Origin of the sequence: Cyanobium sp. BA5m-10 (assembly GCF_024346255.1) — a bacterium.
Lineage (GTDB): Bacteria > Cyanobacteriota > Cyanobacteriia > PCC-6307 > Cyanobiaceae > Cyanobium_A > Cyanobium_A usitatum.
The window spans coordinates 22,859-35,458 of sequence record NZ_JAGQCP010000027.1; the positions used below are offsets into that span (position 1 = coordinate 22,859).

At 61.0% G+C, this 12,600-nt stretch carries 13 protein-coding genes; 9 read left to right on the forward strand and 4 right to left on the reverse strand.

The features are described 5' to 3' along the window. The first annotated feature begins 81 nt into the window (after positions 1-81). From KBY85_RS10340 to KBY85_RS10360, 5 genes are read left to right on the forward strand one after another with little or no spacing between them, the layout of a single operon-like run. Positions 82-1,224 carry a DUF1611 domain-containing protein gene (locus KBY85_RS10340; protein WP_254961412.1) on the forward strand — a complete coding sequence of 381 codons (1,143 nt, stop codon included), beginning with the start codon at positions 82-84 and terminating at the stop codon, positions 1,222-1,224. Beyond that, positions 1,221-2,300: an alanine/ornithine racemase family PLP-dependent enzyme gene (locus KBY85_RS10345; RefSeq protein WP_254961413.1), complete on the forward strand. Its 1,080-nt coding sequence runs from the start codon at positions 1,221-1,223 to the stop codon at positions 2,298-2,300. The genes KBY85_RS10340 and KBY85_RS10345 overlap by 4 nt, the downstream gene beginning before the upstream one ends. A 26-nt stretch (positions 2,301-2,326) precedes the next feature. After that, the gene (locus KBY85_RS10350; protein WP_106501758.1) at positions 2,327-3,136 is read left to right on the forward strand and encodes a prohibitin family protein; all 810 of its coding nucleotides are present in this window, start codon (positions 2,327-2,329) and stop codon (positions 3,134-3,136) included. Positions 3,137-3,181: 45 nt separating this feature from the next. After that, positions 3,182-3,847 carry an SDR family oxidoreductase gene (locus KBY85_RS10355; protein ID WP_254961414.1) on the forward strand — a complete coding sequence of 222 codons (666 nt, stop codon included), beginning with the start codon at positions 3,182-3,184 and terminating at the stop codon, positions 3,845-3,847. A gap of 49 nt (positions 3,848-3,896) precedes the next feature. Then, positions 3,897-4,589: a phosphotransferase-like protein gene (locus KBY85_RS10360; protein ID WP_254961415.1), complete on the forward strand. Its 693-nt coding sequence runs from the start codon at positions 3,897-3,899 to the stop codon at positions 4,587-4,589. Positions 4,590-4,605: 16 nt separating this feature from the next. Here KBY85_RS10360 and KBY85_RS10365 read toward each other — a convergent pair whose 3' ends face one another. Beyond that, complete coding sequence (locus tag KBY85_RS10365) at positions 4,606-5,454, reverse strand: methyltransferase domain-containing protein (RefSeq protein WP_254961416.1); 849 nt, start codon at positions 5,452-5,454, stop codon at positions 4,606-4,608. Between the two features lie 84 nt (positions 5,455-5,538). On the opposite strand from KBY85_RS10365, the gene KBY85_RS10370 reads away from it, so the two are divergent. Further along, positions 5,539-6,000, forward strand: coding sequence for a DUF3574 domain-containing protein (locus KBY85_RS10370; RefSeq protein WP_254961417.1), 462 nt, complete (start codon positions 5,539-5,541; stop codon positions 5,998-6,000). 260 nt (positions 6,001-6,260) lie between these two features. Here KBY85_RS10370 and KBY85_RS10375 read toward each other — a convergent pair whose 3' ends face one another. Together KBY85_RS10375 and KBY85_RS10380 are read right to left on the reverse strand one after the other, a co-directional pair. Then, positions 6,261-7,739 carry a glycosyl hydrolase family 57 gene (locus tag KBY85_RS10375; RefSeq protein ID WP_254961426.1) on the reverse strand — a complete coding sequence of 493 codons (1,479 nt, stop codon included), beginning with the start codon at positions 7,737-7,739 and terminating at the stop codon, positions 6,261-6,263. 13 nt (positions 7,740-7,752) lie between these two features. Beyond that, a complete protein-coding gene (locus KBY85_RS10380; protein WP_254961418.1) occupies positions 7,753-8,508 on the reverse strand; it encodes a glycosyltransferase in 756 nt (251 codons plus the stop codon). A gap of 223 nt (positions 8,509-8,731) precedes the next feature. Here KBY85_RS10380 and KBY85_RS10385 point away from each other — a divergent pair, with 223 nt between their 5' ends. Both KBY85_RS10385 and KBY85_RS10390 read left to right on the forward strand, forming a co-directional pair. After that, on the forward strand, positions 8,732-9,151 hold the full coding sequence (locus KBY85_RS10385) for a nuclear transport factor 2 family protein (protein WP_254961419.1): 420 nt from the start codon (positions 8,732-8,734) through the stop codon (positions 9,149-9,151). A 19-nt stretch (positions 9,152-9,170) separates the two neighbouring features. Next, entirely contained in the window at positions 9,171-9,842 is a 672-nt protein-coding gene (locus KBY85_RS10390) for a L,D-transpeptidase (protein ID WP_254961420.1), read from the forward strand. Here KBY85_RS10390 and KBY85_RS10395 read toward each other — a convergent pair. Beyond that, positions 9,824-11,509: a protein adenylyltransferase SelO family protein gene (locus tag KBY85_RS10395; RefSeq protein ID WP_254961421.1), complete on the reverse strand. Its 1,686-nt coding sequence runs from the start codon at positions 11,507-11,509 to the stop codon at positions 9,824-9,826. The two genes, KBY85_RS10390 and KBY85_RS10395, sit on opposite strands and share 19 nt — an antisense overlap. Positions 11,510-11,923: 414 nt before the next feature. Here KBY85_RS10395 and KBY85_RS10400 point away from each other — a divergent pair. Beyond that, positions 11,924-12,600: bifunctional 2-polyprenyl-6-hydroxyphenol methylase/3-demethylubiquinol 3-O-methyltransferase UbiG (locus KBY85_RS10400; RefSeq protein WP_254961422.1), on the forward strand; the 677-nt coding region annotated here is incomplete at its 3' end.

Genomic DNA, 12,600 nt, shown 5'->3' on the forward strand with positions numbered 1-12,600 from the left:
CCTCCAGCGGCCAATTCTGAGCCCTGAAATCAGCACCTCAGACTTATCTCAAGCCTGGGTAAATGATGGGTCCTGGCTTATTTGGCATTTCAAAAACAGGTCAACGACCTGACCATTTCGATTGCACCGCATCAAGTTGCGGTTAAATCGGCTGCAGTCGTTTACTGCGAGGGAAACTTCGCTGGGCTCGATGGCAAAACCGCCCACGGCCTAGTGCGCTTCTGTGAGGCCTTTGAAATCAGGGCCATTATTGATAGCCAATCAGCTGGAATTGATGCAGGCCTGCTACTAGACGGCATCAGCAACGGCATACCCATCGTGGCTGATCTAGATGAGGCCCTTGCCTTGCCAGGGCCCCGCGCCAGCACCTTCATCTATGGCATGGCGCCTGCAGATGGCCTCTATGGCAAAGACGATCGCCGGGCTCTGCTGCTGGCCATGGCAGCTGGCCTGAATCTGGTCAGCGGCATGCGCGAATTCCTTAATGACGACAGTGAATTTGCCCTAGCGGCCAAACGTCATCAAGTGTCAATCCGGGATGTGCGTCGTCCAGCCGCTTTGAAGGATCTTCGCCTGTTCAATGGTTCGATCGCCAAGGCACGCTGCATTCGAATCGCCGTGCTCGGCACCGATGGCGCCATCGGTAAGCGCACCACGGCCACGGTTCTGGTTCAAGCCCTAAATGCCAGCGGTATCCGCGCCGCTTTGGTGAGCACCGGGCAAACCGGATTGATTCAAGGGGGGCGCTATGGCATTCCCCTTGATGCCATTCCGTCGCAGTTTTGCTCAGGGGAGGTGGAGGCCGCAGTGGTGGAGGCCTACTGCACGGAAAAACCTTCGGTGATCGTGATTGAAGGCCAAGGGGCCCTCAGCCATCCCGCCTACCTCTCTTCCAGCTTCATCCTGCGGGGCAGCCAGCCCCAGGCGGTGGTGCTGCAGCACGCACCGGCACGGCGGCAGCTGAGCGACTTTCCGTTTATGCCGATGCCCACGCCTGCAAGCGAAATTCGCCTGATCGAATCCTTTGCGCCAACAAGGGTAATCGGCCTAACCCTGAACCACGAGGGCATGAATGACGCCGAGGTGAGTGCGGCCATCGCCCTCTATGCGGCCGAGCTCGCCATTCCTGTTACCGATGCGGTGAGCCGACCTGCCTCTGCTCTGGTGGCAATGGTGCTGCGAGCTTTCCCCGAGTTGTGTACATCAACTGACGGCCAGCTTTGAGCGCACCGCGGCTGGAGATTCATCTCGAGCACCTACAGCACAACGCCACCACCATGGTGAATCGGCTTGCCCGCCAAGGAATCAAGGTGACCGGGGTGAGCAAGGCAACCCTGGGACTGCCGGAAATTGTGCGCACCTGGGTTGCGGCAGGGGTGCACTCCATCGGTGAATCACGAATCGAATCAATCGAATCGCTTAGCCGCTGCGAGCTTGGCGTTCCCCTGCTGCTGATTCGCTCGCCGATGCTCAGCCAGGTGGATCGGGTGGTGGCCCATGCGGCGATTAGCTGCAACAGCGAGGCGGTGGTGCTCAAGGCCTTGGCAGCTGCAGCGCATTGCCAGGGGGTGCGCCACGGAGTGCTGCTGATGGTGGAGTTAGGGGATCTGCGCGAGGGAATTCTCGCAGCAGACCTTGAGGCGATGGTGTTACTAACCCTGGCCCTGCCAAACCTGCTGCTAGTGGGCATCGGCACCAACCTGGGCTGTCAAAACGGCGTTGCCCCAGATGAAGCGAATATGGGCGAACTATCGCGTCTGATCAAAGCCCTGGAAAGGCGTTTTGGCATCAGGCTCGAGTGGTGCTCGGGAGGTAATTCAGCCAATCTTCCCTGGCTGACTGGTGGCGGCGATCCGGGCCGCATCAACCACCTGCGCCTCGGCGAGGCCCTACTGCTGGGGCGAGAGCCCCTCACCCGCACAGCCATACCAGGGCTGTATACCGATGCCATCACCCTGGTGGCAGAGGTGATCGAGTCCAAGCGCAAGCCAAGCCGTGCCTGGGGAACGCGTCACTGCACCAGTTTTGCCAAAGGGCCAGTTGCTCCCCAAAAGCAACCAGACCAACCCATGGCCATGCGAGCGCTACTTGCCCTGGGCGAACAGGATGCCGATCCGACCGGTCTTAGTGCCCCTGGGATCAGCATCGAGGGCGCATCCAGCGACCACTTGGTGGTGAGCGGAGCGGCAGAGGCGTTGGAGCCGGGCGATGAGCAGCGCTTCCAGGTCAGCTACAGCAGCCTGCTGCGGGCGATGACATCTCCATTTGTGAGCCGTTGTTTCATCGGCGGACCTGCCTAAGGTTCGCAATTGGTAATGGCCCCTTCATGCAGTCGCCCCTTCGCTCAGCTGGCAGTCCCGATGGTCCTGGAGCAACCCTCAGCCTGATTGCGGCCGTTTTGGTGGGCATCGCGATTCTGCTCAGCCAAACCGTGTTCATCGTGCCGGCAGGCAACGTGGCCGTTGTCACAACCCTGGGCAAGGTCACCGGTACCCCCCGCAGCCCCGGCGCCAACATCAAGGCCCCCCTGGTGCAGAACACTTCGCTGTTTGACGTGCGCACCCAAGTGCGACCAGAGCAGTTTTCGACTCTCACCAAGGATCTCCAGGTGATTCAGGCCACCGCCACGGTGAAATACGCCATGAAGCCTGCAGAAGCGGGGCGGATATACGAGACGATCGCCACCGATGACCAGCAGATCTATCCCCGCGTGATCCAACCATCGCTACTGAAGGCACTCAAATCAGTCTTTTCGCAATACGAGTTGGTGACTATTGCCACCGAATGGAACTCCATTTCGGAGCTGGTGCAGGAGAAGGTGGCCGAGGAACTGCGCAAATTTGACTATGTGAGCGTGCAGGGACTAGACCTCACTGGCCTGCAAATCGCCGAGGAATACCGCGCCGCGATCGAGCAGAAACAAATTGCCGAGCAGCAGCTTTTGCGTGCCCAGACCGAGGTCTTGATCGCCGAGCAGGAAGCCAAGCGCTACGAAACGCTCAACTCAAGCCTCGATGACCAGGTGCTCTACAAACTCTTCCTGGACAAGTGGGACGGCCAGACCTCCGTGGTGCCAGCATTACCTGGTACTGCTGGGGGGAGCGGCAACTCGGTGATCGTCAACGGACGGCGCTGATGCTGGCTTGAATCAGCCGGTCTTGAGCAACTGCGCAGGCCAACAATGCCAACTTTCCTAGTTACCGGCAGCAACCGCGGCATTGGCCTCGAATACTGCAAACAACTACAGGCCCGCGGCGATCAGGTGATCGCCGTCTGTCGCACGCCGTCGCCGGAACTGGAGGCGCTGGGGGTGCGCATCGAGGCGGGGATCGAGCTCACCGCTGAAGAGGATCTTGATGATCTGGTGCAACGGCTAGCTGGCCAGCCGCTTGAGGGGGTGATCCTCAATGCCGGCATCCTCGAAGGAAACCGCCTGGAGAATCTCGACAGCAACAGCCTCAGGCGTCAGTTTGAAGTGAATGCCCTGGCGCCCCTGCTGCTCGTGGCCGCCCTGCTGCCGAATCTGCAGCCCGGTTCCAAGCTGGCACTGATGACCAGCCGCATGGGCTCGATTGACGACAACAGCTCCGGCTCCTCCTATGGCTATCGGATGTCAAAGGTGGCGCTGAACATGGCAGGGCGATCCCTGGCGATCGACCTGCGGCCACGCGGCATCGCCGTGGCAATCCTCCACCCGGGCCTGGTGCGTACCCGCATGGTCAACTTCAACCCCCAGGGCATCAGCCCCGAGGAGGCGGTGCGGGGCCTCCTGGCCCGCATCGACGCTCTCAGCCTGGGAACAAGTGGTGGCTTCTGGCACGCCAACGGCGAGGTGCTGCCTTGGTAGGAGCCCCAGCCACCTGGAAGCCCTTGCTGAACCAAACGCCCAGTAAGACATGACGACATCGGTAGCGATCCTGGTCAACGGCGCCAGCTCATCGGGGAAGTCAACCCTGTGCAAGGCCCTTCAAGATCACCTCACGGAGCTGGCCGATGGCGATCCTGCTGCTGCCTATGGGCTAGTGGCTTTCGATGACATCGCACTGCTGCTGTCTGACAGGTTGTTTCCGCGAAGTCTGGTGAAGCTGCAGGGGGGAGATACCAGCCGCCTGATCTCTCGAGAACCCCACGACGGCAGGGCCGCCTGGGAGTATGTCGACAACAGCCAGGCCGAAGGCAGGCATGGCGGCAGCCCCCGGATGCGCCTGGAGCTCAACCCTCTGGGACGGAGAGTGTTGGCGGGGCTGCACCGAAGCTGGGCCCAGCACCTCAAACTGGGCACAAACCTGATCATCGACCACTTCCTGCAGGAGCAGGGGTGGCAGCAGGAGGTGCTCGAGCAGCTGCGTGCCTCCGGGGCCCGGGTGGTGCTGGTGGGGGTGCACTGTTCCCTGTCCGAATTGGAGCAGCGTGAATCGGGTCGCGGCGATGGTCGGCTGGAGGAGCGACCGCTCGGCTTAGCCCGCCGCAGTGATGAGCTCTGCCACTCCCATGGGCTGGTCTACGACGTAAGCGTTGACACAAGCCTTCAGACCACCGCGGAGGCGGTGCTGATGATTCTTGAGCAACTTCAGGCCTCCCCGCACTAGGGAGAAGGAATGCCCATCAGTATTTGCGAGCCACAACAGTGGGAAACATCCGCTGTTCGTCGTGGTGCACGGCGACCACCGCGAAGCCCGCATCCTGCAAGTGCTGGCGCATCTGGGACTCCTCTCGAAAGCAGTTCCATCGGGGCGGAATCACCTTCTGGAACAGAAAGCGCTGATGCTCGAGATCACTTGCCTGCCGGGGTTGCCACTGCTCTGGGGGGGTGATGAAGCTGATCACGAAAATCCCATCGGCCCGCAGCGCCTGGGACACCTGGCGGTAGAAGTCAACGCAACGGTCGTCCTCCTGCACATAGATGTTGAGGCCGTTGCTGGTGAGCAGGTCCCACCGCTCCGTACTGCCCAACTGCCAGGCATCGCGATGCTCGAAGGCTGCCGCCACAGGTAGGCGAAGTGTGTTGCAGCGATTTTCAGCTTCACTAAGGGCCTCGGGATCCAGATCGATGCCTGTGAGCTCCAACCCCTCATGCTTGGTGTAATCCAGGCTCAGTAGATCGTCCATCAGGCCGCAGGGCAGTGACGCCAGCGCCATGCCGGCTCGCAGTTGCTGCTGCGTGACCGTTTGCGCGATCCGGAATCGCTCCTGGGTGGCAAGGATGATTGGGCAGCGGTTCAGCAGCCACGACTCAAGCTCGCTCAGGGGTGTGCCATCGCTGCTCAGGTTGGTCTGACGGCCCCGATCGGGGAACAGCAAGACATAGGAGGTCCAGTGTCCGTTCAACCCCCGGTTATCGAGCAGGAAGCGCCCGAGCTCGAACTGACCGAGGGCCGAACGTAGACGCAGCGCCTCGGGATCGGTCGCGGCACTTGGCTCAGGTTCCCTATGGCCATGCGACAGGATCTCCATCAGCGGGGTCAGACAGCTACGGGGCTGGCGTCGTGGTTCCAGGCTCATAGTGTGACCCGGGAGGACCGGACGACAGTGACTGCCATGAGCCTGCGACTTGCCCCATTCGTACTGCCGCTGCTACTGGGACTGTTCGGGTTTCCCGGGACGGCACTGGCCGAAAGGTATGCCCCTGGATCCACCAGCTCCAGCAGGCCCGCTCAAGCCGCTGAGAGCGGCTGGCTCAAATCCGAGCTGTACTTCGGTGCCCGAATCGCCAACGGGAGTTTGATCAGCCCGGAAGCTTGGGCGGAGTTCCTTGAGCAGGTGATCACTCCGGCCTTCCCCGATGGGCTCACGGTGGTTCAGGCCCTTGGCCAGATGAGGAGTTCCAATGGCGTCATCCGCCAACAACCCACCTGGGTCGTGGTGATCCTGCGGCCCAGAGGCTCCCTTGAGGACCAGCGGATCCGCTCTGTGATCAACAATTTCAGAAGCCGTTTTAAGGGCGCTGAGCTGATGCGCGTCGATATCCCTGTGACCCAGCCCCAGTTCTTCGCCAACTAACGGTCGATTAGGCGCTATTGCCCACCGATGCGCTGCCATGGAGCTGAACAGGCTCCGGCATTAGCCGTGCGCCACGATGGGGCCCAACTCGATGTTGATTATTCAAACTGGAAGTCGAGATGGGCCGCCACCCAACCCGCAGCAGCAGCATTGAAGCTTGCATGTTCAGGAGTATCGAAGTCACTCACGGACAGCATGCGGCGAACCGCCCTGGATCTCGGTCTCACCTACCGCGCCCTAGCCGATGGGGGCTGTACGCGTCAGTCTTGCAACGAGGACATCCCGCGCCGATGGATCTCAACGGCGTAGTCGGTCCAAGTGCCCTGGCCCCAATAGCGAAAGCAGCTGGTTTGCAGCAGCAACAGATGCAGCAGGGCTTCCTGGTAAGGCCCGCTGCTAGTTACGCAGGGATCTGCAGCCACCAGGGCATCGAAGCGTTGGTGAAAGGCGGCGCTGAAGCTATTCATCGGTTCCAGCACGTTGGCGTAGCCCTCCACCCAGCTGAGGTTGTTGGTCCAGGAGGCACCGGCCATCGAGAAGGAGGAATCGCTGGCCTGAAGCGCTGTGATGGCGTCTTGTACGGATTCCTGGGTAGGCACGGCACCCCTGCTTTGCTGGGCGACCTCTTGCCACAGCTTGTGTTGGTGCACAGCCTGAATCGGCGGATAGTCGCCGGCAGACAGCCCGGCGGCCTCGAGCAACTCGAGATATTCGCTGCCATTAATTGCCACCGTGGACGCCACGGTGGCAACGCCACCGCCCTCGGCGGCGATGCGCTGGTGAGCCTGAATGAAGGCCTGAGGAAATTCGTTCATCATCACGCCACCGTTCTCGCCATCGGCGATCTGGGAAACGAGGGCAGGCACGGACTTGCCGCCAAGGGGTATGGGTCCCCGCCCCAGGGCTTCGTAGTAGGGCTGCATCTGACCCACCAGCTTGGTGTCGGAGCCCTGGGTTTTGATCAGCGCCGTGATCGACGCCAGCTCACCGCTGGAACTGCGTGCCACCAATTGGTTGGGCACAAGTTTCTGCTCCTGGCTGAGGGCGGAACCATCGGGATTCTCAACGCTGTGCTCCTGCACCAGCAGCCAGCGGTAGCCGCACTCCCGCAGAGCATTGATGAATTCGTAGAGCGTGTCTGGGTGATTGGGTAGGTGCATCTCCGGCGGCGAGAAACCCTTCACTCGCTGCAGGGCCGCATCACCAAACATGGCCGCAAAGTGATGCTGCCAGGCCAGGATCTGCAGCTTGAGATCGGGAATTGGCGTGGAGGGAGCCACGGCATGGCTCCAGAAAGTGCCGAGCCACTCCACATGGGGTTGAAGGGCAGGATCACAGGCCAGCCGCTGCAGCGCTTCGAGGATGTCGTGGCGACCCATCTGCTGAAATCCCCACAGCAAATTGCCGGAGTAATCCAGCATGATCCGCGGATTGGCGCCCTCAGCAATCAGCTGGTGGATGATGTCGGCCAAACGCCGATAGCAATGGGCGAAGGCTTCTGCGTTGTGGTTGTCACCCTCTCCGGGATGCTCAACCATGTATTGGAGGTGGGATATCAGCTCTCCATTGGCACCGGCTGGAATCGTGGGCTGGTGCATGTGCAGGGCACAGGCGAAGCCTGAACGAATCTGCTCCAGCTGGAGATTGGTGGTGGGCAGAAATGCAGGCTGCTGCTGCTGCACCAGGGCGAGGATTTCTGCTTCGCGGCCAGCGATCGGCGGCAGGGAGTGGTTGCTCACAGGTTTGAGATAATCAAAGAGTGGCAATGCGCTGGCGAATCAGCGGCACTGATGAACTTGCAAGCTGCTGAGAAAGGATGGTTTGACCGCGTTCCCAAGCAGATCGACGCGACAGAAGCTCCAAATCATCAAACCAAGCTGACTTGGTCATTTGGCCGACATGGAGGCGGATGTGATAGACGTAATCAGAAATAAGAACGCCTGCAGCACTACTTGTAACCGCGATCATCATGCCTACATCTTCACCTTGTGGCAGGCCCATCCAGCCACCGACACGCTTGAGTAGGGCAGTCTGTACAAGCAGGGTGGTTGGCCCCAAGGGAATGCTGTCATGGGGGGATGGCCAGGCTCGCCAGACATCACCCGCCAGACATGGACCAGCGGCCACAATGGCAGGATCATTTTTGAGATCGTCAGTGCAATAACCTGCAGCCCATAGGGCCCCTGCCTGGCCATTGATTGCGGCCAGGCGCTTGTCGATGGAATGGGGGTAAAGCCAGTCGTCGTCGTCAGCACTGGTGATCCACTCCCCCCGAGCAACAAGCAGGCCAAGATTGCGCGCTGCCGCCTGACCAATCGGCCGGGCAGACGCAATCACTGTCGCGTTGGCTGCAAGCTCAGCAGGCAAGGCCTCAAGGTCGTTGCCATCAACGACAATCACATGTTCGATGTTGCAGTTATTTTCGTTCAGGCTACGATTAAGCTTGCTCAGCATAGGCAATCGATCAGGCAAAAGCCTGGTCGGAGTAATGACGCTAACGGTCGTCAAATTAGTTGAATTATTGCGAGCTCATCCACCCTAGTCGACCCTGGAGACCCCAAGCCCTTTGCTACCTGATCAAATAGGCAAAACCGAATGATTTGACCATGAAACTGATCAAATCAAACTTTCCAAAACTTGAGCGCAAAGGCGCACAGCACGGATGTGTGCTTGGGCCTTTGCGCACCACCAGGCCTGCGGCATCCTGGGTTGAGCCCTTGATCTACCCGCGGTGGACACTGCCCAGCTGCGCGCCTTGTTCAACAAGCCCTACGGCGCTCCCGGCCCGAGCGAGGCGCAATGGCGGCAGCTTTACGCCGAGGACGTGCACTTTAGCGATCCAACCCAGGAGAGAGATGGCATTTCGGCGTACATCAAAGCCCAGGAGGGCCTGCTGAAACGCTGTGACGACACCTACCTCACCCCCGGCGCGATTGCGATCGAAGCCAATTCAGCCTTCGTGGAGTGGGAGATGGGTCTGAAGATCAAGGGCATTGAGTTTGTGTATCCAGGCACCTCCCGGCTGCTTTTCAACAGCGAGGGCAAGATCTGCGACCACCGCGACTACTTCGACTTCGTGGGCCCCACCTTCGGTCCGGTGCCTGTGCTCGGGGGCTTTGTGCGCTGGCTTTACAAGCGCTTTGTGGGCTGAGGCAGCTGCAGAAGCCGTGATGCGCCCTTTCTCCACACTCGCTCTGCTCGCCCTGGCTACGGGGCTTTTCGGCTGCGGCACCAACAAGCAACCCAAGCCAGGACCGGCCGCCGTTAGCGGTCCCATCCGGATCGAGCTCGACCCAAAGGATCCCTCGAAGAGCTTCGGGGTGTTGCCACGGGGCGAGGAGCGCACCATTTTCAAGGTGGGTTTCGGCCGCAACGGCATCACCTGCGCGGGCAGCCGCTTCGAGGAGGGCTACACACCCCTGGGCCGCTTCCGGGTGAATGCCATCCTCAGCGGCAACACTTTCGTGATGGATCCCGCCCTGATCGCCAAGTCGGGCAAGAGCGAGGCCGAGCTGCGCAAAACGCTTTTTGGCAACATGAACGCCATCGACTTCGACGGCGATGGCGAAAACGGTGAATACGGCAGCGGCTACGTAAGCCTGGAGCCGGTGGACAGCGTCAAGCAGCCCTTCGCTTTCAACACCTACGACGGCAAGTTTCGCTGGTACAGCTTCGCCATTCACGGCAGCAACAACGACAAACGCATCGGCCAAAAGGTAACCGGCGGCTGCGTGAACGTGGCCGAGCCAGATTTGAAGCTCCTGCTCTCAGCCGTGAAGCTCGGCGATGAGGTGGTGATCAACGCCGCTGGCGGCAAGTGTGTTCAAGACGAACAGCTGTAGTGCGACACCCCCCCGGCGTTGAAGAACTCCCTGGGTTTGAGGCGGTCGTAGGTCGCCGCCAGCTCCGCTGAGGGCGCGTCGTAGGGATGGCTGAACACCGCTTGCAGCTCCTGAAGCAAGGCGGTGTCGCCCTGCTCCGCCTGTTGATAGGCCGGTGCAATCAGCCACTCGCGCCAGGTGATGGCGGGGTTGCAGCGTTTCATGGCGGCGGATGTCTCGACGAGGTCGCCAATCTGGGCACGCCAACGCTCCAGCCAGCCGCTCCATGCCGCGTCGAGGCCCTCCGAACTCGGCTCATAGAAGCTCTGCTTCAGGGCTGAGAGGTGCTCGGGGGTGGTGACAGGAATCTCCGACAACCTTCGGAAGAAGATCGTGTAATCCGCTTGGGAGCGCAGCATCAACTCCAGCAGCTCATTCACCAAGGCAGCATCAGGGGCAGCCAGGCCCAGCTTGCGGGCCCACATCGCCTCGAGCTCCTGGTTCATCGCGCCGGCAAAGCCATCGCGAATTTGATCCAGCTGCGCCAGGGCATCGCTGTTGTCAGCCAGCAATGGCCGCAGGGCCGTCCAGAACATTTGGTAGTTGGCTCCGGCGGCCAAAGGTTGGTTGAAGAAGCTGAAGTGCTCGCCGCCACCGGTCCAGGGCTGGAAGCCGGGATCGAACCGTTCGCAGAAACCGAACGGGCCGTAGTCGAGGGTGTAGCCACCGGCAGCGCAGTTGTCGCTGTTGAAATTGCCCTGGCAAAACCCCACCCGCATCCAGTGGGCCACCAAGGCAATCAGCCGCGTGCGAAACAGGCCGGCCAGCTCCAGCACCTGGTCGCTGAAGGGCAGGCTCGGATCGATCTCGGGCCGGTAGTTGCGCTCAATCAGGTGGGCCACGATCAGGCGCAGCTCGTTAAGCGCCTCCGGATGGGCCTGGCGGCGCACGCGGCGGGCAAACAGCTCCAGCTGGCCCACCCTCAAAAACGAAGGCGCCACCCGGGTTGTGATCGCCGCTGGGTTGTCGACCAGCACGTCGGGATCAAAGGAGGTGGACCCCGGCGCATACCAAGGCCGGCGCACGGTTTCGGCGCCGGATCCATAGATGGTCAAGGAGCGGGAGGTGGGAACGCCCAGGGCGTGCATGAACTCCTGGGCCAGAAATTCGCGCACGCTGGAGCGCAGCACGGCCCGACCATCGGCGCCGCGGCAGTAGGGCGTAGGTCCACCGCCCTTGAGCTGCAGCTCCCAGCGCTGGCCGTTGAACACGCCTTCAAAAACGGAAATGGCCCGGCCATCGCCGTAGCCATTGCCGGTGCCAAAAGGACACTGCTGGATGTATTCAGCGCCGTAGATCGAGAGGGCATAGCCGGTGGCCCAGCCGTAGGGGCGCATGGGCTGCCGCGCCACGCTGATGTCGCCGGAAAACAGCCGCAGGAAGGCCTCGTCGTGGGCCAGAGAATCGCTCAGGCCCAGCTCCTTGAACAGGGCGGAGCTGTGCGCCAGATAGGCGGGCACAGGCAGGGGCGTGGGTGTGACCGGCACGTAATGGCCTGAGAACACCTGACGGGGGCGGTGATCGTGGCCATCCAGCGTGGCCTGGGGATCCGGCTGCAGCGACTCCAGCAGCGAATAATCAGCCCGTTGCGCGAACTCAGAGAAGGATGTGATCGGAGTGGTGCTCACGGGGCTCGCGGGTTCTGGCCGGCAGGGATCAGTGGAGGCTAGGGATGGAGGCCTCAGCTTGAGCGATTGGGCCGATGGGGCCGCAAAGCAGCGACCTAATCGAAGGTGAATTCTTTGAATACGAACCTAGCCAAGATTTATGAGTTCTTCACCCAGCATCGAGCGCGGGTGACACGCACACTCGTTAAAAGGCGCATGATCTGTTTGTTGCCAGCTGATGAAACTACTTGAGCTGCTACAGGCCAGATTTGAAGGAAATCACTTGATATACTAACACCCAAGATCAGAAGCGGGCATTATTTGCTTGCATAGACAGTTCCATTCGCTCCAGCCTTCTGAATCTTGTTGTTAGTCTTAAAGCGGCTGCGTTCTCGATGAACGCCCCGACAATATCCTTGAAGAGAAGAGCCCGTCATGCGCGACCCTCGCGAAGATTGGCGGCGTTTCGACGCCGCCGCGATTCCGAGCAAGGATTCCACGCCGCACCTCGACTCGTTCCTGCACGAGGTGAAGACCGAAGCGGCGGGCCGGCCGCTCATGCTCCTCGACGTGGGCTGCGGCAACGGGCGGCTGAGTCGAGGGCTCTTCGAGCAGGGGTTTGCCGTGCTCGGTGTGGACATTAATGCGGGCGCTATTCACGCCGCAGAGCACAACGCAGCGACCGCCGATACCGTTGGCCGCTCGCTGCGATTTGCAGTGGCCGACTTCGCCGAGGATGCCGCGCCGCTGCTCGACGGCGGGCCGTTCGACGTGGTCGTCTGCCAACTCGTGATCTCGATCATCGGCGACGTGCGCCATCGGGCAAACCTCCTCCGGCATGCACGAGAGAATCTCCGGCCCGGTGGTCGGCTCTTCCTGTCGGCCTCGGGGGTTTCCGACACGATCAACGCCGGCTACGCGAGGCTCTACGCCGAAGACCTTCCACTGACCGGCGAGCGTCACACCTACCTCTCGCGAAACGACAGTGGCAAGGTGCTCTACCTGACCCACCACTTCACGGTGGAAGAACTAACGAACCTCCTCGAAGCGGCGGGGTTCGACGAGATCAGCGTGGTGACGGAAAGGGAAACAAGTAGTCGCCGACCAGACGA